The sequence below is a fragment of the Mycobacterium sp. IDUB_19 genome (assembly GCF_055419445.1).
This window is the reverse complement of the sequence record NZ_JBVAXR010000024.1, coordinates 1-23400: the sequence shown is the minus strand read 5'-3', so window position 1 is coordinate 23400 and position 23400 is coordinate 1. Positions and strand designations below refer to the sequence as shown.

Here is a 23400-nt window from a genome sequence, read left to right as displayed (position 1 = left end):
GACTTGTCGTGGCGCCGACGGTGTCGTTCCTGCCGGTATCTTTTATAGTCGTGAGCCCATCTGACGCCCAGCCGCCGATTAACCGGCGCTTGGCGTTGGCAGCCCTGGGGTTGGGTGTGTTCGCGCCGAGCGTGCTGGCCGCCTGCAGCGGCACCGTGAGCAAGCAAGCGCAGAAGAACAAAGAGCAGTCGGCGCCGAATCTGAAATACCAGCCCGCCGACGCCGCCGCCGACGTGGTTCCCATCGCGCCGGTCAGCGTGGCGGTCAGCGACGGCTGGTTCCAGAAGGTGGCGCTGACGAACTCGTCCGGCAAGGCCGTCGCCGGGGCGTTCAACTCCGACCGCACCGTCTACACGACGACCGAGCCGTTGGGCTATGACACGAGCTATAGCTGGAGCGGGTCGGTCGTCGGCCACGACGGCAAGGCCGTTCCCGTCACGGGCAAGTTCACCACCGTGGCGCCCAGCAAGAAGATCGACGGCGGCTTTCAGTTGGCCGACGGTCAGACCGTCGGCGTCGCCGCGCCGATCATCATCCAGTTCGACGCGCCGATCAGCGACAAGGCCGCCGTCGAGAAGGCCCTGACCGTCACCACCAACCCGCCCGTGGAGGGCAGCTGGGCCTGGCTGCCCGACGAGCAGCAGGGCGCCCGCATCCACTACCGGCCGCGCGAGTACTACCCGGCGGGTACCACCGTCAACGTCGACGCGAAGCTCTACGGGCTGCCGTTCGGTGACGGCGCCTACGGCCTGCAGGACATGTCGTTGAAGATCCAGATCGGCCGCAAGCAGGTGGTCAAGGCCGAGGTGTCGTCGCACCGCATCCAGGTCGTCACCGACGCCGGCGTCATCATGGACTTCCCGTGCAGCTACGGAGAGGCCGACAAGGCCCGCAACGTGACCCGCAACGGCATCCACGTGGTCACCGAGAAATACGCCGACTTTTATATGTCCAACCCCGCCGCCGGTTACAGCCACGTGCACGAACGCTGGGCGGTGCGGATCTCCAACAACGGCGAGTTCATCCACGCCAACCCCTCGAGCTCGGGCGCGCAGGGCAACACCAACGTCACCAACGGCTGCATCAACCTGTCGAACGAAGATGCCGCGGAGTACTACCCCACCGCGATCTACGGCGACCCGGTCGAGGTGACCGGCAGCACGATCCAGCTGTCCTACTCCGACGGCGACATCTGGGACTGGGCCGTCGACTGGGACACCTGGGTCGCCATGTCGGCACTGCCGCCGCCGAACGCGCATCCGCCCGCCAGTCAGATCCCCGTCACCGCGCCGGTCACACCGTCGACCGCGCCGAGTTTGTCGGGCACACCGACCACCACGACGACGACCACTTCCAGTCCAGGGCCTAGCCCCGGCGGCTAAACCGCATCGTGTTGGCCTGGTCGCGCGGCTTGAGGACGATCAGGTCCAAGTCGACGTGGGAAGGCCGCGACGCCACGAATCCGATCACCTCGGCCACATCACTCGCCGTCAGCGGCGTGATGCCGTCGTAGACCGTATCCGCGCGCTGCTGATCGCCGTCGAAGCGGACCAGCGAAAACTCGGTTTCCACCGCGCCCGGGGCGATTTCGGTGAGCCGCACCGGCTGTCCCAGTAGCTCCCCGCGCAGCGTGCGGTGCAGCGCGCCCTGGGCGTGCTTGGCGGCCGTGTACCCGGCGCCGTTGTCGTAAACCTCGAACGCGGCCACCGAGGTGACGGTGATGATCAGGCCGTCGCCGGAGTCGACCAGCTTGGGCAGCAGCGCGCGGGTGACCCGCAGCGTGCCAATCACGTTGGTCTCCCACATCCACCGCCAGTGCTCGAGGTCGGCGTCGGCGACGGGCGCCAATCCGCGAGCGCCTCCGGCGTTATTGACCAGCACGTCGACCCGGCTCAATTTGCTCGCGAGCGCCTCGACAGCCGCATCGTTTGTGACGTCAGCCACAATTGCGGTGCCGCCGATGTCATTCGCCAGGGCATTTATCCGGTCGGCGCGGCGGGCCACCACGACGACGTGAAACCCAAGGGCTGCAAGGGTTTTGGCGGTTGCTTCGCCGATCCCAGAACTGGCGCCGGTGACTACCGCAATCCGCTGATTCGCATTAGCTGAACTCACCGAGACAACTCTAATAAACGTGCTAAATTTCTCGTGTGCACCACAGCGCCCAGTTCAACAACGCCACCGCGTGTCTTTGCGCGGCGTGTGCGTGTTGTTGCCGCGCACTTTGCCGCGCCTGAACCCAAAACAGGTTGTGGCCAAGACCGGCCATTTGGAACTCGGACAAAGGACGCTCGTGCGCTCGACTTCTCTCGCTTATACGCATCATTCGCCCAGCCGTAAGGGCCACCTGCTGCTGCACCGCCAGATTCTGCCGCCGTCGCTGCACATCTCCGACTCCGCGGCGGCCTCGGTGTTCCGGGCGGTCCGGTTGCGCGGCCCGGTCGGTCGCGACGTCATCGCCGGCGTCACGTCACTGAGCATCGCGACGGTGAACCGGCAAGTCATCGCGCTGCTTGACGCGGGTTTGCTACGGGAACGCGCCGACCTGGCGGTTTCCGGAGCCATCGGACGCCCTCGGGTACCGGTGGAGCTCAACCACGAACCGTTCGTGACGCTGGGCATCCACGTCGGCGCGCGGACCACCAGCATCGTGGCCACCGATCTGTTCGGCCGCACGCTGGACACGGTGGAGACCCCGACGCCGCTGAGCCCCCCGGGGGCCGCGCTGACGTCGCTGGCCGACAGCGCCAGCCGGTACCTGCGGCGCTGGCATCGCCGTCGGGCGCTCTGGGTCGGGGTGGCAATCGGTGGCACGGTCGACGGTGCCACCGGCCACGTCGACCACCCGCGGTTGGGCTGGCGGCAAGCGCCGGTCGGACCGGTGCTGGCCGACGCGCTGAGCCTGCCGGTGTCGGTGGCCTCGCACGTCGATGCGATGGCCGGAGCCGAGCTGCTGCTGGGCATGCGCCGGTTCGCGCCGAGCTCGCCGACCAGCCTCTACGTCTATGCCCGCGAGACCGTGGGCTACGCCCTGGTCATCGGCGGACGGGTGCACTGCCCGTCCAGCGGACCCGGCACCATCGCGGGCCTGCCGGCGCACTCTGAGCTGCTCGGCGGCAGCGGCCAGCTGGAATCCACGGTCAGCGACGAGGCCGTGCTGGCGGCGGCTCGCCGGCTGCGAATTCTGCCGGCGGCTCCCGCGGGCCGTGCCAACGGCTCCGCGACCGCGATCACCGATCTGCTGCGGGTGGCCCGGGCCGGGAACCAGCAGGCCAAGGCTCTGCTCTCGGAGCGGGCCCGGGTGCTCGGTGAGGCGGTCGCGCTGCTGCGTGACCTACTCAATCCCGACGAGCTGGTGGTCGGCGGCCAGGCCTTCACTGAATATCCGGAGGCAATGCAGCAGGTGGAGGAGGCGTTCACCGAGCGCTCGGTGCTGGCGCCGCGGGATATCCGCGTCACCGCCTTCGGTAATCGGGTGCAGGAGGCCGGAGCGGGAATTGTGTCGCTGGGCGGGCTGTATGCCGACCCGCTGGGTGCGATGCGCCGTGCCGGTGTGATCGGCTCCCGGATCCCGGAAATCGTCCCGGAGTCTTCCGCCTGACGCGAACAAGCCGCACGCGGCCTGGGCTGCGTGAAAGCCCGTCCTGTAAAGATGAAAGTGTGCGGCACGACGACGTCCTCCTGCTGAACGATCCGCGCCGGGTCGCGCTGTTGGCAGTGCACACCTCACCCCTGGCCCAACCGGGCACCGGCGACGCCGGCGGGATGAACGTGTACGTGCTGCAAAGTGCGCTGCATCTGGCCCGGCGCGGTATCGAGGTGGAGATCTTCACCCGGGCCACCGCGTCGGCCGATCCACCGGTCGTGCAAGTAGAACCCGGCGTGCTGGTGCGCAACGTGGTGGCGGGGCCGTTCGAGGGCCTGGACAAATACGACCTGCCCACCCAGCTGTGTGCGTTCGCGGCCGGGGTGCTGCGCGCCGAGGCGTCGCATGAACCCGGCTACTACGACATCGTGCACTCGCACTACTGGCTGTCCGGGCAGGTCGGCTGGCTGGCCCGCGACCGGTGGGCGGTGCCGCTGGTGCATACCGCGCACACGCTTGCCGCGGTCAAGAACGCGGCGCTGGCCGACGGCGATGCGCCCGAGCCGCCGCTGCGCACCGTGGGGGAGCAGCAGGTCGTCGACGAGGCGGATCGGCTGATCGTCAACACCGATGATGAAGCAAGGCAATTGATTTCGATCTATCACGCCAATCCGGAGCGGATCGACGTGGTTCATCCCGGCGTCGACCTGGAGGTGTTCTATCCGGGTGATCGCCGCGCGGCCCGGGTCGCACTGGGCCTGCCGCTCGACGAACAGATCGTGGCGTTCGTCGGACGAATCCAGCCGCTGAAGGCGCCCGACATTGTGCTGCGGGCCGCGGCGAAACTGCCGGGGGTGCGCATCGTGGTGGCCGGTGGGCCGTCGGGCAGTGGCCTGGCCACCCCGGACGGGCTGGTTCGCCTGGCCGACGAACTCGGGATCGCGGAGCGGGTGACATTCCTGCCGCCGCAGTCACGGGAGAATCTGGCCACGTTGTTCCAGGCCGCGAATCTTGTTGCGGTGCCTAGCTATTCGGAGTCGTTCGGCTTGGTCGCCGTCGAGGCGCAGGCCTGCGGCACGCCGGTGGTGGCGGCCGCGGTCGGCGGGCTGCCGGTCGCGGTGCGCGACGGTGTCACCGGCTCGCTGGTTTCCGGGCATGACGTCGACGACTGGGCGCACGCGCTCGATGAGCTGTTGCGGTCGGACGACACGCCGCGGGGCACGGCGATGGGCCGGGCCGCGGCCGCACACGCCGCGACGTTCTCCTGGGAAAACACCACCGACGCGCTGCTGACCAGCTATCGGCGGGCCATCGGCGACTTCACCGCCGCGCGGCAGCGCCGGGTTCGCGACCGGGTCGCGGCACGCAAACCACGACGCTGGACACCGCGTCGCGGGGTGGGCGCATGAGTTCGTCCGTGCAGCAGGTGATCGAGCATGCGCTAGAGGCCAGCGAGCTCACGTACTCGAAACACGAAGGCGCACATGGCGGGATGCCGGGGCTCGTGGTGGAGCTGCCCGGTGAGCGCAAGCTCAAGACCAACACGATCCTGAGCATCGGTGCGCACTCGGTGCGCGTCGAGGCGTTCGTATGCCGCAAACCCGATGAGAACCATGAGGGCGTCTACCGGTTTCTGCTCAGGCGCAACCGCCGGCTCTACGGAGTCGCCTACACGCTGGACAACGTCGGCGACATCTATCTGGTTGGCCGGATGTCGTTGGCCTCGGTTGACGCCGAGGAGATCGACCGGGTGCTGGGGCAGGTACTCGAAGCGGTGGATGCGGACTTTAATACGTTGCTGGAGTTGGGTTTTCGCTCGTCGATCCAGAAGGAATGGGATTGGCGGGTATCGCGTGGCGAGTCGCTGAAGAATCTGGAGGCCTTCGCCCACCTGATCGACGACGACGATGACGAGTCGGAATAGCTAGGCTCGGCGAGCCGCAGAACCTGCGTGAGAGACTGACCGGCATGGGTGACACTGCGACGCTGGTACTGCTTCGCCACGGAGAAAGCGAATGGAACTCGCTGAACCTGTTCACGGGCTGGGTCGACGTCGGCCTCACCGAAAAGGGCCGGACCGAAGCGGTTCGCAGCGGCGAGCTGTTGACCGAACACAACTTGCTGCCCGACGTGCTCTACACCTCGCTGTTGCGACGCGCGATCACCACCGCGCACCTGGCGTTGGACGCCGCCGACCGGCTGTGGATCCCGGTGCACCGCAGTTGGCGGCTCAACGAACGCCACTACGGCGCGCTGCAGGGGCTCGATAAGGCCGAAACGAAGGCCCGCTACGGCGACGAGCAGTTCATGGCCTGGCGGCGCAGCTACGACACCCCGCCGCCACCGATCGAGAAGGGCAGCGAGTTCAGCCAGGACGCCGACCCGCGCTATGCCGATATCGGCGGCGGCCCGCTGACCGAATGCCTGGCCGACGTGGTGGTGCGGTTCCTGCCGTACTTCACCGACGTCATCGTGCCGGATCTGCGCTTCGGCAAGACGGTACTCATCGTCGCGCACGGCAACTCGCTGCGTGCCCTGGTCAAGCACCTGGACCAGGTCTCCGACGAGGAGATCTCCGAGCTGAACATCCCGACCGGCATTCCGCTGCGCTACGACCTGGACGCCGATTTGCGTCCGATGGTGCCGGGCGGTACCTACCTGGACCCGGCGGCTGCTGCGGCCGGCGCCGCGGCGGTAGCTAGCCAGGGTGCCCGGTAGGTTGGCCGCGCCGCCCGATTTCGGCCGCTTTCGAGCGCAAAAGGCCCTCTGGCCAAATTTCGCATGAACGGCAGCCGAACACCTGTGGCGCATGTTGTGACTTGTCCGATTTTGGCCTCGTTCCGCTAGGGCTGCGTTCACCAGATTTGTAGGATTTGTACGTGACTGTGTTCTCGGCGCTGTTGCTCGCCGGGGTCTTGTCCTTGCTCGCGCTGGCCGTTGGTGTGGCGGCCGGCACTCGGTTGTCCGCGCGTGTGGTGCGGCGCCGCCAGCGAGCGGCCACCGAATCGACCGGGATCACCGTCGCGCAGATGCTGCAACAGATCGTCACCTTGATGCCACTGGGTGCCGCCGTGGTGGATTCACACCGCGACGTCGTCTACCTCAACGATCGGGCCAAGGAGTTGGGCCTGGTGCGTGACCGGCAGCTCGACGACCAAGCCTGGCAGGCGGCGCAGCAGGCGCTCGGTGGTGACGACGTCGAATTCGACCTACAGCCCGGCAAGCGCGCAGCCGCCGGGCGATCCGGCATATCGGTGCACGGGCAAGCCCGCCTGCTCAGCGAAGAGGACCGCCGGTTCGCCGTGGTCTTCGTCCACGACCAGTCCGACTACGCCCGCATGGAGGCCACCCGGCGCGACTTCGTGGCCAATGTCAGCCACGAGCTCAAGACCCCGGTCGGCGCCATGGCTCTGCTCGCCGAGGCCCTGCTGGCGTCCGCGGATGACTCGGAAACCGTGCGCCGGTTCGCCGAGAAGGTGCTGATCGAGGCCAACCGGCTGGGGGACATGGTCGCCGAGCTCATCGAGCTGTCCCGGCTGCAGGGCGCCGAGCGGTTGCCCAACGTCACCGCAGTTGAGGTCGATACCGTTGTGTCCGAAGCGATTTCGCGTCACAAGGTGGCCGCCGACAACGCGAAGATCGAGGTTCGCACCGACTCACCCACCGGTTTGCGGGTGCTTGGGGATCAAACGCTGCTGGTGACCGCATTGGCCAATCTGGTCTCCAATGCGATCGCCTATTCGCCGCCGGGATCACCGGTGTCGATCAGCCGTCGCCGTCGCGGCGACAACATCGAGATCGCGGTCACCGACCGCGGTATCGGGATTGCTCTAGAAGACCAGGAGCGGGTCTTCGAGCGGTTTTTCCGGGGGGACAAGGCGCGTTCGCGAGCCACCGGCGGCAGTGGGCTGGGGCTGGCGATCGTCAAGCACGTTGCGGCCAATCACGACGGCAGCATCGGTGTGTGGAGCAAGCCGGGAACCGGTTCTACGTTCACGTTGTCCATCCCGGCCTATCAGGACAGCGAAAGCGACGAAGAATCCGAGCAACCCCGGGCTCGCGAGGTGCGGCCCAACAGGTCCCAACGAGAGGAAGAACTAAGTCGATGACCAGTGTGCTGATCGTGGAGGACGAGGAGTCGCTTGCCGATCCACTGGCCTTCCTGCTTCGTAAGGAAGGCTTCGAAGCCACCGTGGTGACCGATGGGCCAGCGGCGCTGTCCGAATTCGATCGTGCCGGCGCGGACATCGTGCTGCTCGATCTGATGTTGCCGGGCATGTCGGGCACCGACGTGTGCAAGCAGCTGCGCGCTCGCTCCAGCGTCCCCGTGATCATGGTCACGGCGCGGGACAGCGAGATCGACAAGGTCGTCGGCTTGGAGCTCGGTGCAGATGACTATGTCACCAAGCCCTATTCGGCCCGCGAGTTGATTGCCCGGATCCGGGCGGTGCTTCGCCGGGGCGGCGACGACGACTCGGAGATCAGCGATGGCGTGCTGGAATCCGGCCCGGTACGGATGGACGTCGAGCGGCACGTCGTGTCGGTCAACGGCGACACAATTACCTTGCCGCTCAAGGAATTTGATCTGCTCGAATACCTGATGCGCAACAGCGGGCGGGTGCTGACCCGAGGGCAGCTGATCGATCGGGTCTGGGGTGCGGACTACGTCGGCGACACCAAGACGCTCGACGTCCACGTCAAGCGCCTGCGGTCCAAGATCGAATCCGACCCCGCCAACCCGGTGCACCTGGTGACGGTACGCGGGCTGGGCTACAAGCTCGAGGGCTAGCCCGGGGTGTGCGTTCAGGGCGGCGAGTGTGCCGCTATGCCGCCCGGGGCGCACACGCAACGCCCAGGACGCCCGCTGAACTAGCGGGCGCCGACCACCTCGTCGGCTACGCCCAATGCCAGCGCCATGATCGAGAGCTGTGGGTTCACCTCCGGGCAGCTGGGCAGGATCGACGCGTCGGCAACCCACACTCCGTCGATGCCGCGTAGCCGTCCCGTCTTGTCGACGGGGCAGACCTGTTCATCGGCGCCGGCTGCCGCGGTGCCGGTCGGGTGGAAGGCGGCCAGGTGCAGGCTTCTCGGGTTGCTCCGGCTCAGCGCGTCACGCAACGCGGGCACCGACGTCACCGTCATCGCGCCGGGCAATCCGGTCAGCACCTCGACGGCGCCCGCTGCGAACAACAGGCGCCCCATGGCCTCGACCGCGACCACCAGCTTGGCGATGTCGGCACGGGAGATGTTGTAGCGCATCATCGTCTCGCCGCGCACCGAGAAAACCGAACCGACTCCGCGGTCGGCGACCATGGCGCCGAACGTCGCGACTTGAGGCGCGCGGTCGAGCCAGCTGAGCAACTCGGCGCCGTATCCGGGATAGACCATCGACCCCATGCCCGGCGGCGTCGAGGTCGCTTCGATCAACACACCGTCTGACTCGTGGAACTCGTGGACAGCTGCGCTTTGCAGCACGCCGTGCCATGCGCGCACGTCATCGTCGAAGCGGCCGGCGAGCATCGTCGCCGGATGCAGCGCGAGATTTCGGCCAAGGCGCGGGTGAGCGCCAAGTCCGCTGCGCCGCAAGAGCCCCGGTGTTTCGGTGGCGCCGGCGGCGACCACGACCGACTCCGCGAGGATGTCCAGCGTCGTGCCGTCCGGCCGCCGCGCCCGCACACCGCGGGTCCGACCATGCTGGTGCAGTACCCTTTCGACGCGCGCCTGCGAGATGATCCGCGCGCCCGCCGCGCAGGCTTGCGGCAGCGCGTTGAGATGAACGCCGAACTTGGCGTTGCGCGGGCAGCCGATCGCGCACTGACAACAGCCCTCGCAGCCCGGCGCATTGCGTGGGATGGGTGCCGCGTCCCATCCCAGTGTCGTGGCGGCATCGAGCAGCAGGCGCCCGTTGCGGCCCATGATCTGCAATGGCACCGGCGCGACCTGTAGCGTGCGCTCGACATCGTCCAGATGGTGGGTCAGCCGGTCCGGGTCGGCCAGGTCGAGACCGAACTCGTCGCGCCAGCGCCGCTGCACAGCAAGCGGTGGCCGGTAACAAGTTCCGGAGTTCACCACGGTGGTGCCGCCGACCGCCCGGCCGATGGGCAGGACTATGGACGGGCGTCCGAGTGCGACGGTGGCGCCGGCGCCGCGGTACAACCCGGCGTAACGGTCAATCGGGTGGATGGTGCGGAATTCCTCGACCGTCCAACGGCGTCCCTCCTCAAGCACCACGGTGTCGAGGCCGGCCTGGGCCAGGGTGCGCGCCACCATAGCCCCGCCGGCGCCGGAGCCGACGATCACCGCGTCGGCGGTCACGACGGATCGACTCTCGGTCGAGGAAATGATGGACAAGGGCGCGTCGGGGCGCGCCGTGTCATGCTCCTGGGCGCGCGAAAGCAGCTCTGGTGCAAAGGTATCCGCGCCGTTGGCAAGCAGCACGATCGCCTTCATCGCCTCGACGGCCATAGCGGCATCCGGGCCGAGCGCGGCGAGTCGGCGTAGCACCTGATCACGTTGGCCGGCATCAAGGCGCGAAAGCGACCGGCCGGTGGTGAGGTAGCTTGCCGCGCTCATGCACAGCAGTCCGGCCCGCACTGCCTGCCGTGTCGTCGCGGGCAGCTGCGCGAGGTAGCGCTCGACGCGGGCGACCAGTTGGGCCGATGGCGGGCCGCCGTGCTCCTCGGGCAGCAGCGCGGTGCCGAAGGAGGCCAACGCTGTTCGAGCCCGTCCGGCCCGACGGCTCATAGCAAACGCCCGATCCGGCGGCCCAACTTGATGAAGAACGGGTAGGTCGCGAAGATGGCGCCTGCGGCGGCGTGCATTTGCCAGCCGAGCTCCTCGGTTTGGACGCCGAAAACCCCGCTGTTCCACATGAAGTCGCGGCCGTTGCGGGCACGGAAGGGCCGCCACAGCATCCCCAGTCCGGGCACGTTGTTGTAGAGCCCGAACGATCCGCCGAAGAAGATGCCGAGGGTGGCAGCCTCGGCCGCGTCGCGGCGATCCGAAGGCAGTTGCCGCTCGATGAGAACTCCGGAGACGAACAGCAGGGGTGGGTCGAGAAGAAAGCTCATGTCGGGATCCTTTCGTTGATGGCGGGCGCCTCGCTGCCGCGCAGGCCGACTTCGGCGTGGCCGGTGCCCAGCACCGACCACCGGCGGTCGCCGATCTCGATATGGATGTCGGCCTGTTCGGTGTTCGTGCACACCGCCGTGCTGCCGTCGGGATCGGTGTAGCCCAGGCTCACGCAGCGGTCCGGCGGCTGGTCGACGCGGATGAGCACGTCGCGACCGCCGATGCGCCCCGCTAGCTGCCAGTGCCGCAGGCCGAGGGTGGTGCGCATTCTCAGCGACGGCAATGTGCTTGCGGGCCAGTCTTTTCCGTCGATGCGAAAGCGAACGAACGCCATCGGTGCAAGCCTGCGCAGCCCCGGTTTGTGGGACACCGCGGTGACCACCTCCATGACGTCGCCGTTGCCGAGGTCGGCGTGGATCCAGCCCCAGCGCTTGGCGTTGCCGTGTCCGTAGATGTGGGCAACTCCGCCCCGCCAGCCGTCGACGTGGTGGGTGGCTCCGCCGACGGTCAGTGAGCCGGTGAAGTCGGCGGTCGGTGCGAGAACGACTTGGGCTCCGGGCAGCAGTTCGCGATCCCACACCGGGCGTGGAAACGTCCACAGCGGCGTGCCCGCGTCTTTCCATGACAGGTCCCAAGCCAGGGATCCGGCGCGTCCGATCAGTTCTTCGGGTGCCGCTCGCACACCGGCCGAGTCGAACCAGGCGCCGATCGCGGGTCGGACCGGTTCGGGACCGAAACGCTCGGTGCGCGGTGCGTCGTCGGCCGGAAACCAGGTCACCCAGCCGTGCGCGTAGGGGGCACGGTCGGTGGTCGGTGCGACCGTTTCGCAGTGAATCCACAGGCCGGCACGGGTCAGCGGATCGGACGCGGTGGCGTACCAGACTTCCAGCCGTCCCGCCTTGCCCCGCCAGCGCGGCGCTGAGGCCGATCGCAGTTCTTCTTCCACTTGGTTACCTCCGCCCATCGGTCCATCCACTATATTGGTTGAACCAATGAACCAGTCAAATGTGCTTCAGCCGCCTGACCGCCAGCGTGTGGACGAACAGATCACGGCGTCGATTGCCGACGCCATCCTCGACGGCGCGTTCCCGCCGGGCTCGGCACTGCCGCCCGAGCGGGAGCTGGCCGAGCAACTCGGGGTCAACCGCACGTCGCTGCGACAGGGTCTGGCCCGGCTGCAGCAGATGGGCCTGATCGAGGCCCGACACGGCAGCGGCAACGTGGTACGGGACCCGCAGGAACTTACGCACCCCGCGGTGGTCGAGGCACTGATACGGAAATTGGGCCCGGAGTTTTTGGTCGAGCTCCTCGAGATCCGCGCGGCGCTGGGCCCGTTGATCGGCCGCTTGGCTGCGCAACGGTGCGGGCCCGAGGATGACGAGGCGTTGCTCGGTGCGCTGGCCGCGGTGCGGGACGCCGACAGCGCCGCGGCGCGCCAGGCCGCCGACCTCGCCTACTTCCAGGTACTGATACACGGCACGCGCAACCGTGCTTTGGGGTTGCTCTATCGCTGGGTCGACCACTCCTTTGGCGGTCGAGAGCATGAGCTCACCCCGGCCTACGACGACCCTGAACCGGTGGTGGCCGACCTGCGGGCGATCACCGAGGCGGTGCTGGCGCGCGATGTCGACGCGGCCGCCGCGGCTGTCGAGGCGTATCTGCTTGCGAGCGCGTTGAGAATGGTCTCGGTCTACCGGTCGCAGTTGACCTGAACGGGCGTGCGGTTACTCCGCGATCCGAGTCGCCGGGTGCACAGCGATGAGCCCTAATTGGCTGCGGCGCTTACACATTGCCGCGAGTTCGGCATAGGCCTTGGAGCCGAGTAGTTCGCTGAGTTCGTCGGCCAGGCTTTCCCACACCGGCTTGGCGCCGACGTGCGCGGCCGGATCGCCGGTGCAGTACCAGTGCAAGTCGGCGCCGCCGGAGCCCCAGCCGCGGCGGTCGTACTCGGTGATCCAGGTCTTGAGGATCTCCGTGCCGTCGGGCCGCGTCACCCACTCCTGGCTGCGCCGGATCGGCAACTGCCAGCAGACGTCGGGTTTCATCGTCAACGGTGGCACGCCGAGCTTGAGGGCCTTGCTGTGCAGGGCGCAGCCGGGGCCGCCGGCAAAGCCGGGCCGGTTCAAGAAAATGCACGCCTGCTTGTATTTGCGGGTGCGGTGTTGGGGTTCGCCTTCGTGCTCATCGAGTTCAAGGTAACCCTTACGGCCCAAACCTTTTTCGCGGAATTGCCAATCGGCATCGGTGAGTTGTTTCACGGCGTCGTCCAACCTGGCGCGGTCGTCGTCGTCGGACAGAAATGCGCCGTGTGAGCAACACCCGTCATCCGGGCGGCCCTCGACCGTGCCGCGGCAGGCCGGCGTGCCGAATACGCACGTCCAGCGGGAGAGCAGCCACGTGAGGTCGGCCGCGATCAGGTGCTCCGGATTGTCCGGATCGAAGAACTCCACCCATTCACGGGCAAAATCCAATTCAACTTCCTGCCCTGGCTCGGGGTGCGAATTCGCCACGGATGCAACGTTAGACCAAGATTCCCGCTGTTCGCTCGGCTGACACTCAGGCCCGGGCCGCCGTGAATCCGCGTACTTCCCAGCGGGGCGCAACCCAAACCGCATCGCCGTCCGGCTAGTTTGTTTTCGTGCGACTAGGCGTGCTTGACGTGGGTAGCAATACGGTCCATCTGCTCGTGGTGGACGCGCACCGCGGCGGGCATCCGACACCGATGAGTTCAACGAAGGCCACGTTGCGGCTGGCCGAGGCCACCGACAGCTCGGGCAAGATCACCAAGCGCGGCGCCGAAAAGCTGATCTCCACGATCGACGAGTTCGCCAAGATCGCCGTCAGCTCCGGTTGTGCGCAGCTGATGGCCTTTGCCACCTCCGCCGTCCGCGACGCGGAGAATTCCGACGACGTGCTGAGCCGGGTGCGCAAAGAGGCCGGCGTCGAGCTGCAGGTGCTGACCGGGGTGGACGAGTCGCGGCTGACCTTCCTGGCGGTGCGCCGCTGGTACGGGTGGAGCGCCGGGCGAATCATCAACCTCGACATCGGCGGCGGCTCGCTGGAGCTGTCCAGCGGTGTCGACGAGGAACCCGAAGTCGCGCTGTCGCTGCCGCTGGGCGCCGGGCGGTTGACCCGCGAGTGGCTACCCGACGATCCGCCGGGACGACGCCGGGTAGGGATGCTGCGCGACTGGCTGGACGCCGAGTTGGCGGATGCCGCCGAGGCCGTCCTCGAAGCCGGTGACCCGGAACTCGCGGTGGCGACGTCGAAGACTTTCCGCTCGTTGGCGCGGCTCACCGGCGCGGCGCCGTCGGCCGCCGGACCACGGGTGAAGCGGACCCTGACCGCAAACGGCCTCAGGCAACTCATATCTTTCATCTCTAGGATGACCACCGCTGACAGGGCGGAGTTGGAAGGAGTCAGCGCCGAGCGGGCGCCGCAGATCGTGGCGGGCGCTCTGGTGGCGGAGGCGAGTATGCGATCGCTGTCGATAGAAACAGTGGATATCTGCCCGTGGGCGTTACGGGAAGGTCTCATCTTGCGCAAGCTGGACAGCGAAGCCGACGGAACTGCCCTCGTGGAGACGTCGGTGCGTAATGCTGGAGGTCAGGGAGTTGATCGGAACACCAACCGATCGAGAGGCGACAAACCATGACCGGACCACATTCTGAGACAGAGAGCCCCGGCACTCGGCCGATCTCGGTCGCCGAACTGCTGGCCAGGAACGGAACCATTGGCTCCCCGGCGGTCACCCGGCGGCGCCGCCGCCGGCGCGGCGATAGCGACGCGGTCACGGTCGCCGAGCTGACCGGCGAGATTCCCATCATCCGCGACGACGACGAGCACGACGAGGCAGCGCACCACGCCCACGGGTCGGTCGAGGTCGTCGAACCCGAGCTCGAAGAGCACCCCGAACCGGTCTCGGAACAAGTCGTCGCCGAACCGGCCACCGAGGATCAGCCCAAGACGGCGTACTGGTCCGAGTCGGAGCCGCGGTGGCCCAAGTCGCCACCGCAGCCGCGTCGCGCGGGGCCCGAGCGCAGCGCCTACCCGCGGCCCACGCGCCGCCCCGACGCGCCAGAAGCCGAGGAGCCCGCCGGCCGGCCGGCCGCGTCGTCCGGCGCCGAGGACATGAGCCCGGATCCGCAGCAGCAATACGCCGATATGCCGGTGGACGTCATGGACTCCGACGTGCGCGAAGCCGAACCCGCGAGCGAGGACTCCGCCTACGTGCGTTCCTACCTGCAGACGTCGGATTCGACGCTGTTCGGCGGGCAGACCCTTGCCGACGAGGTGGCTCGACGCCGCAGCGACGAGCGCGAGGAAGCCGGCGCGAACTCGGTGACCGCCGCCGAGGCGGTCGGGGAAGATCACCTGGACGCGGCCCCGCCCGCGGCCCAGCCCAAGGATGCCCACCCGGCGCCCGGCCGATTAGAGGCGCTGTGGCGCGGCAGCCTGATCGTGTTCCAGTCAATGCTGGCCGTCGCATTCGGCGCCGGGCTGTTCATCGCATTCGACCAACTATGGCGATGGAACAGCCTGGTGGCGCTGGTGCTGTCGGTGCTGGTCATCCTCGGCCAGGTGGCCGGGGTGCGGGTGGTCCGCAAAACCGAGGACATCGCGAGCACGCTGATCGCGGTGGCGGTCGGGGCGCTGATCACCTTGGGACCGCTGGCGCTATCCATGCAGTCCGGCTAGGCGTCACCCGCAAACAGTGCGCCCCGCAATCAAGGTCGGCCTGTCCACGGCCTCGGTCTACCCGTTGAGGGCCGAGGCCGCGTTCGAGTATGCGGCCAGGCTCGGCTATGACGGGGTCGAGCTGATGGTGTGGAGCGAGTCGGTCAGCCAGGACGTCGCCGCCGTCAAGAAGCTGTCGCGGCGCTATCACGTGCCGGTGCTGTCGGTACACGCTCCCTGCCTGCTGATCTCGCAGCGGGTGTGGGGTTCCAACCCGATTTCCAAGCTGGAACGCAGCGTGCGGGCGGCCGAGGAACTCGGCGCGCAGACCGTCGTCGTGCATCCGCCGTTCCGCTGGCAGCGGCGCTACGCCGAGGGATTCAGCGAACAGGTGACAAACCTGGAGGCGTCCAGCGACGTGATGGTCGCGGTGGAGAACATGTTCCCGTTCCGGGCGGACCGGTTCTTCGGGGCCGACCAGTCGCGGGAACGGATGCGCAGGCGCGGAGGTGGCCCGGGACCGGCGATTTCGGCGTTCGCGCCGTCCTACGACCCGCTGGACGGCAACCACGCCCACTACACGCTGGACCTGTCGCACACCTCGACCGCAGGCACCGACGCGCTGGACATGACGGAGCGGATGGGCGGCGGACTGGTGCATCTGCACCTGTGCGACGGCAGCGGCATGCCCTCCGACGAGCACCTGGTGCCCGGGCGCGGCACCCAGCCCACCGCCGAGGTGTGCCAGCTACTGGCCGCCGGCCATTTCGCCGGCCACGTCATCCTCGAGGTGTCCACGTCCAGCGCACGCTCGGCCAGCGAGCGCGAAGCGATGCTCGCTGAATCGCTCCAGTTCGCCCGCACGCATCTGCTGCGATGACCCTCAGGAGACCATGACCGCGCTATTCACCACCGCGATGAAGCTGCGGGAGGTCGATCCGGGTGTATTCGAGGGAGAGCTCAACAAGCACTGGACGATCGGGCCCAAGGTGCACGGCGGCGCGATGCTGGCGCTGTGCGCCAACGCCGCGCGCAGCGCGTGCGCCGGACACCCGGCCCGGCTCGAGCCGGTAGCGGTGTCGGCGAGCTTCCTGTGGGCGCCCGATCCGGGGCCGATGCGGCTGCTGACCTCGATCCGCAAGCGCGGCCGCCGGATCTGCGTCGTCGACGTCGAACTCATGCAGGGCGATCGCACTGCCGTCCACGCCGTGGTCAACCTCGGCGAGCCGGAGCACTTTCCACCCGGCGGTGACACGGCGCCGCTGCTGTCGGCGAACCCCGTCGCGGATCTGATGGCCCCGGAACCGCCCGATGACATCGAACCGATCGGGCCCGGTCATCCGCTGGCCGGCCTGGTGCACCTCGGCGAGGGCTGCGATGTCCGGCCGCTGCTGTCCACTCTTGCGCCCAGCACCGACGGGCGACCCCCGGTGCTGCAGATGTGGGCGCGGCCGCGCGACGTCGCTCCTGACGCCCTCTTCGCGCTGATGTGCGGGGATCTATCGGCGCCGGTGACGTTCGCCGTGGAGCGCACCGGATGGGCGCCCACGATTGCGCTCACCGCGTTCCTTCGGGCTCTGCCCGCCGACGGCTGGTTGCGCGTGATCTGCACCTGCCTCGAGATCGGGCACGACTGGTTCGACGAGGACCATATCGTCGTCGACAGCCTGGGCCGGCTCGTCGTCCAGTCCCGCCAATTGGCGCTGGTGCCCGCGGCCCGGTAGCCCGGAGAAGCCGGGCCGTCTGCGATGCTTTCTCCCATGGCGAGAATCGCGATCATCGGCGGTGGCAGCATCGGGGAGGCCTTGCTGTCGGGTCTGCTTCGGGCCGGGCGGCAGGTCAAAGACCTGGTGGTGTCCGAACGCGTGCCGGAACGCGCCAAATACTTGGCGGACACCTATTCGGTGTTGGTGACGTCGTCACTGGCTGATGCCGTCGACAACGCGACGTTTGTCGTCGTCGCGGTGAAGCCCGCCGATGTCGAGTCGCTGATGGGGGAGCTGGCGCGTGCTGCCGGCGCAGCCGATGACGGCAGCGCCGAACAGGTTTTCGTCACCGTGGCCGCCGGAATCACGCTCACCTACTTCGAGTCCAAGCTGCCGGCCGGGACGCCGGTGGTCCGGGCGATGCCGAACGCGGCGGCAGTGGTGGGTGCCGGGGTGACTGCCCTGGCCAAGGGTCGTTTCGTGACCGCGCCGCAGCTCGAGGAGGTTTCGGCGCTGTTCGAAGCCGTCGGCGGCGTGCTGACCGTCCCCGAGTCCCAAATGGACGCGGTGACCGCGCTTTCGGGTTCGGGGCCCGCATATTTCTTCCTGATGGTCGAGGCCCTGGTCGACGCGGGCGTCGCGGCGGGGCTGAGCCGGGACGTGGCGACCGACCTGACGGCACAAACCATGGCCGGTTCGGCGGCGCTGCTGCTGGAACGGCTCGATCAGGAGCGGGGACCGGCCGACAGCGAGGCGCTGGGCAAGCAGGCGGACGCCACCGCCGCGCAGCTGCGAGCCACGGTGACCTCTCCTGGCGGTACGACCGCCGCTGCGCTGCGCGAACTCGAACGAGGGGGCCTGCGGACAGCCGTCGACGCGGCCGTTCAGGCCGCCAAAAAGCGCTCTGAACAGCTAAGAATTACATCGGAATAATTCAAGAATTTTAAAATGATTGTCCCCCACCAGTACCAGTAACCCCACTAGTCCCGCTATTCTCCTTGGTGTATGCCCGTGTGGGTGCCAGCGGAGGGGAAGCCGCTGGCGTTGCGCGGGCCTGACACGATTGGGTTGCGATGACGTCTACCAACGGGCCATCGGCGCGAGATTCCGCAGGTAAGTCGCGGGATACAGCTTCCGTCGATAGCCAGGCCAGGACACAATTTCTCACCGTCGCCGAGGTGGCGGCCTTGATGCGGGTCTCCAAGATGACGGTTTACCGCTTGGTGCACAACGGAGAGCTGCCGGCGGTTCGGGTTGGCCGGTCCTTCCGGGTGCACGCGAAAGCCGTGCACGACATGCTGGAGACGTCCTACTTCGACGCCGGCTGAGCCGACGCCTCGCCGCGAGACGACGGCGGACGGGTCGGGACCGGCGCGCGGCCTTTTGAGCGGTCGCGCGACTGGCGGTTTGGTGTTCGGTGCGGCCCGCCGGGTAAAGTGACGTGGTCCTTTAGCAATCCTTAAGAAGCGGTCACAGGTCAGATAGCGGAGTTCATGGGTTCAGTAATCAAGAAGCGGCGCAAGCGTATGTCGAAGAAAAAGCACCGCAAGCTGCTGCGTCGTACCCGGGTGCAGCGCAGAAAACTTGGCAAGTAAGCCCCGCCTCGCCGCACTACCGAACTCGCCGATCGTCGCGCGGCTGTAGCGCCGCGGCTCATCTCGGCCGTTAGGCTGTGCGGGTGGATTCGTCAAGCGGGGGCGGCGCCGGAACCGGCGACAACGCGGATAGCACCATGCACTACCCGAAAGTGGTGCTGGTTACTGGTGCGTGCCGGTTTCTCGGCGGCTACCTGACTGCCCGGCTGGCGCAGAATCCGCTGATTCAAAGCGTGATCGCCGTGGACGCGATCGCCCCCAGCAAGGACATGCTGCGCCGGATGGGCCGGGCCGAGTTCGTCCGCGCCGACATTCGTAATCCCTTCATAGCCAAGGTGATTCGCAACGGCGACGTCGACACGGTGGTGCACGCCTCAGCGGCGTCGTATGCGCCGCGATCCGGCGGCACGGCGGCGCTGAAGGAACTCAACGTGATGGGCGCGATGCAGCTTTTCGCGGCCTGCCAGAAAGCGCCCTCGGTTCGCCGCGTCGTGCTGAAATCCACTTCCGAGGTCTACGGGTCGAGCCCGCACGATCCGGTGATGTTCACCGAGGACAGCAGCAGCCGTCGGCCCCTGCGCGGTGGTTTCGCCAAGGACAGCCTCGATATCGAGGGCTACGTGCGTGGGCTGGGCCGGCGTCGGCCCGACATCGCGGTGACGATTCTGAGGCTGGCCAACATGATTGGGCCGGCGATGGACACCACGCTGTCGCGGTATCTGGCCGGGCCGGTGGTCCCGACGATGCTCGGCCGCGATGCGCGATTGCAGTTGTTGCATGAGCAAGACGCGTTGGGTGCGCTGGAGCGTGCGGCGATGGCCGGCAAGGCCGGCACCTTCAACGTCGGCGCCGACGGCATCATCATGCTGTCGCAGGCGATCCGCCGGGCGGGCCGGATTCCGTTGCCGGTACCCGGTTTCGGGGTGTGGGCCCTGGATTCGCTGAGACGGGCTAATCGCTACACCGAGATCAATCGGGAACAATTCAATTACTTAAGTTATGGCCGAGTCATGGACACCGCGAGGATGCAGTCCGAGCTCGGCTACCAGCCGAAATGGACGACGGCGGAGGCGTTTGACGACTACGTGCGTGGTCGCGGCCTGACTCCCATAATCGACCCACATCGGGTACGCTCCTTGGAGGGTCGCGCCATAGCCCTAGCGCAGCGCTGGGGAAGCCGAAATCCAATTCATGGGGTGGGGTCAGGTAGATATCGTGGCGGGTGAAACCAGAGCGAATGTCATTCCCCTGCATAGCAATAGGGGTCGCGTCGCCGCTCGCCGGAAAGCCGAAGCCTCGCGTCAACATCCGTCGTTGCTCGCTGATCCAAACAGCCCCGCATCGGCCGAACAGCTCGCCGCAGTCGTTCGCGAAATCGACGACCATCGTCGCGGCGCGGGCGGGGCTTCGGCAACCGAAGCGCCGCTCAGCGAGTTTGCCCAACAGGTCGCTGGGGTTGCCGGGTTTTTCCGGCAGCGGTTGACGGGCGACTACACCGTCGACGAATTCGGGTTCGATCCGCACTTCAACAACGCCATTGTGCGGCCTTTGCTGAGATTCTTTTTCAAGTCGTGGTTCCGGGTCGAGGTCAGCGGGATCGAGAACCTGCCGAGCGAAGGCGCCGCGCTGCTGGTGGCCAATCACGCCGGGGTGTTGCCGTTCGACGGACTGATGTTGTCGGTGGCCGTGCACGACGAGCATCCGGCGCATCGCGACATGCGGCTGCTCGCCGCCGACATGGTGTTCGACCTGCCGCTGGTCGGCGAAGCCGCCCGCAAGGCGGGTCACACCATGGCCTGCACCACGGACGCGCACCGGCTGCTGGCCGCGGGCGAGCTCACCGCGGTATTCCCGGAGGGTTACAAGGGCCTGGGCAAGCGCTTCGAGGACCGCTACCGGCTGCAGAGGTTCGGTCGCGGCGGCTTTGTGACGGCGGCGTTGCGCACCAAGGCGCCGATCATCCCGTGCTCGATCATCGGGTCCGAAGAGATCTACCCGATGCTGACCGACGTGAAGCTCCTGGCGCGGCTGTTCGGGCTGCCCTACTTCCCGGTCACGCCGCTGTTCCCGTTGGCCGGGCCCGCCGGCCTGGTGCCGCTGCCGTCGAAGTGGCGCATCGCGTTCGGTGAGCCGATCTACACCAACGACTACGCCGCGTCCGACGCCGAGGACCCGATGGTCACCTTCGAGTTGACCGATCAGGTGCGCGAGACGATCCAGCAGACGCTGTACCGGCTGCTCGCCGGTCGTCGCAACATCTTCTTGGGCTGAGCTTTTCGCCTCAGCGTCTTGGCCTGACGCCTCGGCGTCCCACAGACATGCAAGTGCCCCGGCGCCAATGGCCACCGGGGCACTCTGCGTGCAGCGGTTACTTGACCAGCGTGAACTGGCAAACGTTCGTGTAGCCATCGCGGAACAGATCCGAGCAGCCACGCAAGTATTTCAAGTAGATGTCGTAGGTCTCCTGCCCCTTCAGGGCAATCGCCTCATCCTTGTGCGCCTCGAGGGCGTCCCCCCAGGCGGTCAGCGTCGGGACGTAGTTCTTACCGATCTTGTGGTGACGCTCGATCGTGAAACCCGCACCCGTCGCGTACTTGTCGACCAGGTTGATCTGCGGCAATTTACCGCCGGGGTAGATCTCCTTCAAGATGAAACTGATGAACCGCAGCAGGGTCATATTCACCTGCAGGCCCATCGCTTTGCCCTCTTCGGCGGTGGGCACCACGATCGAGTGCAGCAGCATGCGGCCGTCGTCGGGCAGCAAGTCGTAGTACTTCTTGAAGAAGGTGGCGTAGCGCTCGTACCCGGCGTCTCCGGCGCCGTCGGCGAAGTGCTCGAACGCACCCAGCGACACGATCCGGTCGACCGGCTCGTCGAATTCTTCCCAGCCCTGGATCCGCACCTCTTTATGGCGGGGGCTGTCCATCTTGTCGAACTCGGCCATGCTGTGGGCGTACTGGTTCTCGCTCAGCGTCAGACCGATGACATTGACGTCGTACTCCTGGACGGCGTGCCGCATGGTCGAGCCCCAGCCGCTGCCGATGTCGAGCAGCGTCATGCCAGGCTCGAGGTTCAGCTTGTCCAGAGCGAGCTTGCGCTTGGCGTACTGCGCCTCTTCGAGCGTCTTGGTCAGATGTTGCGGGTCCGGATTCTCGTCAAAGTAGCCGCAGCTGTACGTCATCGACGGATCAAGCCAGAGCTTGAAGAACTCGTTCGATTTGTCGTAGTGGGAGCGGACTGCTTCGACTGGCGGCTTTAGCTGGGTGCCACCCGTTTCCCCCTGTGACGTCATTAAATCGACCCTACTTTCCAGCAGAAATGGACGCAATCGCGGCGACGGTTTCTTCAGCGCCGACTTCTTGATTTGCCGCCTCGCCCAGCATCGTCACGGTGCTGGTGACGATAGGTTTCCCTTCGGCGTCGGTGACTTCACTGCGGATCTCCGCGATGACGGTGCCGTGCGACTCGATCACCGAGTCTAGATAGGTGTCGAAGTGCAATCTGTCGTGGGCCAGGATCGGGCGGTGGAACCGGAACTTCTGGTCGCGATGAAGAACCCTGGCGATGTTGATCGGGATGCTGAACTTGGTGAAGATATCCAGCTGCACGCGCCGTCCCGCGATCGCCAGGAACGTCAGCGGGGCCACCACCTCGGGGTACCCTGCCTCAGCGGCGTCAACCTCGCTGAAGTGCATCGGATGGTCGTCTTGCACCGAGGACGCGAACTCCCGGATCTTCTCTCGTCCGACCTCGAAGTAGTCCGGCGCCCGGTAATGGCTGCCGATGAGGCTCTGGGCCCCCTCTGGAAGGCTCTGGGCCCCCGCTGGAGTTGTCATGGCTTTGCCCGCTCCCCACTTGAATCGTTGCTCAGCGGCGCAGCCTATCAGCGTGATTGGCGTCGCGACGCCAACGCCGCCAGCGCACCGCCCGCCGCACCGAGCGCCAGCGCCGACGGCACTCCGATCCGCGCCGCCTTGCGAGCGGTCCGGAAGTCGCGGATCTCCCATCCCCGTTCGCGGGCCAGGCTGCGCAAACGTGCGTCGGGGTTGATGGCGACCGCCGTGCCTACCAACGACAGCATGGGCACGTCGTTGTAGCTGTCGGAGTAGGCCGTGCACCGTTTGAGGTTGAGGCCCTCGCGGATCGCCAGGGACCGCACGGCGTGTGCCTTGCCCGGGCCGTGCAGGATTTCACCGACAAGGCGGCCGGTGAATACGCCGTCCACCGACTCCGCGACCGTCCCGAGCGCGCCGGTCAGGCCGAGCCGGCGCGCGATCGTCGCGGCGAGCTCATACGGCGTTGCGGTGATCAGCCACACCTGCTGGCCGGCGTCCAGGTGCATCTGGGTGAGCTCTCGGGTGCCGGACCAGATCTTGTCGGCGATGATTTCGTCGTAGACGTCCTCGCCGAGAGCAACCAGCTCCTCGACCGAGCGGCCCTCGATGAAGGTGAGCGCTTTGCGCCGGCCGGCGGCGACGTCGTTGCTGTTCTCCTTGCCGAGCAGCTGAAACTTGGCCTGCGCGTAGATGAATCCGACGACGTCGCGGTAAGTGAAATAGTTGCGTGCGGCCAGCCCGCGTCCGAAGTGCACCGCGGAGGAGCCTTGCACCAGCGTGTTGTCCACGTCGAAGAACGCGGCGGCGGTCAGGTCGATCGGCGGTTGCGGGCCACCCTCGGCGGCGGCCGCTTCCTGCAAGCCCTCCAGCGCACGGGCCGCGCTGGCGTTGGCGGCCACGGATTCCAGGTCAACGCGAACGGCGGGGTC

The 23400-nt window shown here is 67.2% G+C and carries 24 protein-coding genes and 1 pseudogene; 17 read left to right on the top strand and 8 right to left on the bottom strand.

All coding sequences use genetic code 11. From position 1 onward, the window contains the following. Nucleotides 1–8 precede the first annotated feature (8 nt). A complete protein-coding gene (locus ACZY0B_RS18550) occupies nucleotides 9–1382 on the top strand; it encodes a L,D-transpeptidase (protein WP_463765665.1) in 1374 nt (457 codons plus the stop codon). Here ACZY0B_RS18550 and ACZY0B_RS18545 read toward each other — a convergent pair. Then, nucleotides 1366–2115 (bottom strand): SDR family oxidoreductase, encoded by a 750-nt coding sequence (locus ACZY0B_RS18545; protein WP_463765664.1) that lies wholly within the window; start codon nucleotides 2113–2115, stop codon nucleotides 1366–1368. The two genes, ACZY0B_RS18550 and ACZY0B_RS18545, sit on opposite strands and share 17 nt — an antisense overlap. Nucleotides 2116–2293: 178 nt before the next feature. Here ACZY0B_RS18545 and ACZY0B_RS18540 point away from each other — a divergent pair, with 178 nt between their 5' ends. The 6 genes from ACZY0B_RS18540 (at nucleotide 2294) to regX (ending at nucleotide 8375) form a co-directional block, all read left to right on the top strand. Beyond that, a complete protein-coding gene (locus tag ACZY0B_RS18540; RefSeq protein ID WP_463765663.1) occupies nucleotides 2294–3601 on the top strand; it encodes an ROK family protein in 1308 nt (435 codons plus the stop codon). Nucleotides 3602–3660: 59 nt separating this feature from the next. Next, nucleotides 3661–4995 (top strand): D-inositol-3-phosphate glycosyltransferase, encoded by a 1335-nt coding sequence (mshA, locus tag ACZY0B_RS18535; protein WP_463765662.1) that lies wholly within the window; start codon nucleotides 3661–3663, stop codon nucleotides 4993–4995. Continuing rightward, nucleotides 4992–5510, top strand: a complete 519-nt coding sequence (locus ACZY0B_RS18530; protein WP_463765661.1) for a type III secretion system chaperone family protein — start codon at nucleotides 4992–4994, stop codon at nucleotides 5508–5510. Before mshA ends, ACZY0B_RS18530 begins: the two co-directional genes overlap by 4 nt. Nucleotides 5511–5554: 44 nt before the next feature. Next, nucleotides 5555–6304, top strand: coding sequence for a phosphoglyceromutase (locus ACZY0B_RS18525; RefSeq protein ID WP_463765659.1), 750 nt, complete (start codon nucleotides 5555–5557; stop codon nucleotides 6302–6304). A 161-nt stretch (nucleotides 6305–6465) separates the two neighbouring features. Beyond that, the gene (locus ACZY0B_RS18520; RefSeq protein WP_463765658.1) at nucleotides 6466–7695 is read left to right on the top strand and encodes a sensor histidine kinase; all 1230 of its coding nucleotides are present in this window, start codon (nucleotides 6466–6468) and stop codon (nucleotides 7693–7695) included. Continuing rightward, entirely contained in the window at nucleotides 7692–8375 is a 684-nt protein-coding gene (gene regX / locus ACZY0B_RS18515; RefSeq protein WP_463765657.1) for a two-component sensory transduction protein RegX, read from the top strand. Before ACZY0B_RS18520 ends, regX begins: the two co-directional genes overlap by 4 nt. Nucleotides 8376–8455: 80 nt before the next feature. Here regX and ACZY0B_RS18510 read toward each other — a convergent pair whose 3' ends face one another. Genes ACZY0B_RS18510 through ACZY0B_RS18500 form a run of 3 tightly spaced genes read right to left on the bottom strand, consistent with a single transcriptional unit; the run spans nucleotide 8456 to nucleotide 11603 of the window. Beyond that, nucleotides 8456–10330: a GMC family oxidoreductase N-terminal domain-containing protein gene (locus tag ACZY0B_RS18510; RefSeq protein ID WP_463765655.1), complete on the bottom strand. Its 1875-nt coding sequence runs from the start codon at nucleotides 10328–10330 to the stop codon at nucleotides 8456–8458. Next, the gene (locus tag ACZY0B_RS18505) at nucleotides 10327–10656 is read right to left on the bottom strand and encodes a hypothetical protein (protein WP_463765654.1); all 330 of its coding nucleotides are present in this window, start codon (nucleotides 10654–10656) and stop codon (nucleotides 10327–10329) included. The genes ACZY0B_RS18510 and ACZY0B_RS18505 overlap by 4 nt, the downstream gene beginning before the upstream one ends. Further along, nucleotides 10653–11603 carry a hypothetical protein gene (locus ACZY0B_RS18500; protein WP_463765653.1) on the bottom strand — a complete coding sequence of 317 codons (951 nt, stop codon included), beginning with the start codon at nucleotides 11601–11603 and terminating at the stop codon, nucleotides 10653–10655. The genes ACZY0B_RS18505 and ACZY0B_RS18500 overlap by 4 nt, the downstream gene beginning before the upstream one ends. 46 nt (nucleotides 11604–11649) lie before the next feature. On the opposite strand from ACZY0B_RS18500, the gene ACZY0B_RS18495 reads away from it, so the two are divergent. After that, nucleotides 11650–12369 carry a FadR/GntR family transcriptional regulator gene (locus ACZY0B_RS18495; RefSeq protein WP_463765652.1) on the top strand — a complete coding sequence of 240 codons (720 nt, stop codon included), beginning with the start codon at nucleotides 11650–11652 and terminating at the stop codon, nucleotides 12367–12369. Between the two features lie 12 nt (nucleotides 12370–12381). On the opposite strand, the gene ACZY0B_RS18490 is transcribed toward ACZY0B_RS18495, so the two are convergent. Continuing rightward, a complete protein-coding gene (locus ACZY0B_RS18490) occupies nucleotides 12382–13167 on the bottom strand; it encodes a DUF3109 family protein (protein WP_463765651.1) in 786 nt (261 codons plus the stop codon). A gap of 128 nt (nucleotides 13168–13295) precedes the next feature. Between ACZY0B_RS18490 and ACZY0B_RS18485 the strand changes: the two genes are divergently transcribed. From ACZY0B_RS18485 to ACZY0B_RS18445, 9 genes and pseudogenes are all read left to right on the top strand, one after another. Next, complete coding sequence (locus tag ACZY0B_RS18485; protein ID WP_463765650.1) at nucleotides 13296–14312, top strand: Ppx/GppA family phosphatase; 1017 nt, start codon at nucleotides 13296–13298, stop codon at nucleotides 14310–14312. Continuing rightward, nucleotides 14309–15355, top strand: coding sequence for a hypothetical protein (locus ACZY0B_RS18480; RefSeq protein ID WP_463765649.1), 1047 nt, complete (start codon nucleotides 14309–14311; stop codon nucleotides 15353–15355). The genes ACZY0B_RS18485 and ACZY0B_RS18480 overlap by 4 nt, the downstream gene beginning before the upstream one ends. Nucleotides 15356–15371: 16 nt before the next feature. After that, the gene (locus tag ACZY0B_RS18475; RefSeq protein WP_463765648.1) at nucleotides 15372–16214 is read left to right on the top strand and encodes a sugar phosphate isomerase/epimerase family protein; all 843 of its coding nucleotides are present in this window, start codon (nucleotides 15372–15374) and stop codon (nucleotides 16212–16214) included. 13 nt (nucleotides 16215–16227) lie between these two features. Then, on the top strand, nucleotides 16228–17058 hold the full coding sequence (locus ACZY0B_RS18470; RefSeq protein WP_463765646.1) for a thioesterase family protein: 831 nt from the start codon (nucleotides 16228–16230) through the stop codon (nucleotides 17056–17058). A gap of 36 nt (nucleotides 17059–17094) precedes the next feature. Beyond that, complete coding sequence (gene proC / locus ACZY0B_RS18465; protein ID WP_463765645.1) at nucleotides 17095–17973, top strand: pyrroline-5-carboxylate reductase; 879 nt, start codon at nucleotides 17095–17097, stop codon at nucleotides 17971–17973. A gap of 140 nt (nucleotides 17974–18113) precedes the next feature. Then, the gene (locus tag ACZY0B_RS18460) at nucleotides 18114–18368 is read left to right on the top strand and encodes a cell division/environmental response transcriptional regulator (protein ID WP_463765644.1); all 255 of its coding nucleotides are present in this window, start codon (nucleotides 18114–18116) and stop codon (nucleotides 18366–18368) included. 165 nt (nucleotides 18369–18533) lie between these two features. Beyond that, a complete protein-coding gene (locus tag ACZY0B_RS18455; protein ID WP_003402602.1) occupies nucleotides 18534–18635 on the top strand; it encodes a 30S ribosomal protein bS22 in 102 nt (33 codons plus the stop codon). Between the two features lie 137 nt (nucleotides 18636–18772). Beyond that, nucleotides 18773–19845, top strand: a pseudogene (locus ACZY0B_RS18450) (SDR family oxidoreductase). Continuing rightward, the gene (locus ACZY0B_RS18445) at nucleotides 19827–20906 is read left to right on the top strand and encodes a lysophospholipid acyltransferase family protein (protein WP_463765643.1); all 1080 of its coding nucleotides are present in this window, start codon (nucleotides 19827–19829) and stop codon (nucleotides 20904–20906) included. The pseudogene ACZY0B_RS18450 and the gene ACZY0B_RS18445 overlap by 19 nt, the downstream one beginning before the upstream one ends. 97 nt (nucleotides 20907–21003) lie before the next feature. Here the strand turns inward: ACZY0B_RS18445 and ACZY0B_RS18440 are convergent, their stop codons facing one another. From ACZY0B_RS18440 to ACZY0B_RS18430, 3 genes are read right to left on the bottom strand one after another with little or no spacing between them, the layout of a single operon-like run. Further along, nucleotides 21004–21927 (bottom strand): cyclopropane mycolic acid synthase family methyltransferase, encoded by a 924-nt coding sequence (locus ACZY0B_RS18440; RefSeq protein ID WP_463765642.1) that lies wholly within the window; start codon nucleotides 21925–21927, stop codon nucleotides 21004–21006. 10 nt (nucleotides 21928–21937) lie between these two features. After that, a complete protein-coding gene (locus ACZY0B_RS18435; protein ID WP_463765641.1) occupies nucleotides 21938–22471 on the bottom strand; it encodes an FAS1-like dehydratase domain-containing protein in 534 nt (177 codons plus the stop codon). Between the two features lie 47 nt (nucleotides 22472–22518). Continuing rightward, on the bottom strand, nucleotides 22519–23379 hold the full coding sequence (locus ACZY0B_RS18430) for an HAD family hydrolase (RefSeq protein WP_463765726.1): 861 nt from the start codon (nucleotides 23377–23379) through the stop codon (nucleotides 22519–22521). Between the last annotated feature and the right edge of the window lie 21 nt (nucleotides 23380–23400).

Coding starts and splice junctions, on each gene's coding strand:
- ACZY0B_RS18525 (WP_463765659.1), top strand. CDS start 5,555: ATGGGTGACACTGCGACGCTGGTACTGCTTCGCCACGGAGAAAGCGAA.
- proC (WP_463765645.1), top strand. CDS start 17,095: ATGGCGAGAATCGCGATCATCGGCGGTGGCAGCATCGGGGAGGCCTTG.
- ACZY0B_RS18460 (WP_463765644.1), top strand. CDS start 18,114: ATGACGTCTACCAACGGGCCATCGGCGCGAGATTCCGCAGGTAAGTCG.
- ACZY0B_RS18455 (WP_003402602.1), top strand. CDS start 18,534: ATGGGTTCAGTAATCAAGAAGCGGCGCAAGCGTATGTCGAAGAAAAAG.
- ACZY0B_RS18505 (WP_463765654.1), bottom strand. CDS start 10,656: ATGAGCTTTCTTCTCGACCCACCCCTGCTGTTCGTCTCCGGAGTTCTC.
- ACZY0B_RS18440 (WP_463765642.1), bottom strand. CDS start 21,927: ATGACGTCACAGGGGGAAACGGGTGGCACCCAGCTAAAGCCGCCAGTC.
- ACZY0B_RS18445 (WP_463765643.1), top strand. CDS start 19,827: ATGGGGTGGGGTCAGGTAGATATCGTGGCGGGTGAAACCAGAGCGAAT.
- ACZY0B_RS18495 (WP_463765652.1), top strand. CDS start 11,650: ATGAACCAGTCAAATGTGCTTCAGCCGCCTGACCGCCAGCGTGTGGAC.
- ACZY0B_RS18480 (WP_463765649.1), top strand. CDS start 14,309: ATGACCGGACCACATTCTGAGACAGAGAGCCCCGGCACTCGGCCGATC.
- ACZY0B_RS18470 (WP_463765646.1), top strand. CDS start 16,228: ATGACCGCGCTATTCACCACCGCGATGAAGCTGCGGGAGGTCGATCCG.
- ACZY0B_RS18435 (WP_463765641.1), bottom strand. CDS start 22,471: ATGACAACTCCAGCGGGGGCCCAGAGCCTTCCAGAGGGGGCCCAGAGC.
- ACZY0B_RS18510 (WP_463765655.1), bottom strand. CDS start 10,330: ATGAGCCGTCGGGCCGGACGGGCTCGAACAGCGTTGGCCTCCTTCGGC.
- regX (WP_463765657.1), top strand. CDS start 7,692: ATGACCAGTGTGCTGATCGTGGAGGACGAGGAGTCGCTTGCCGATCCA.
- ACZY0B_RS18530 (WP_463765661.1), top strand. CDS start 4,992: ATGAGTTCGTCCGTGCAGCAGGTGATCGAGCATGCGCTAGAGGCCAGC.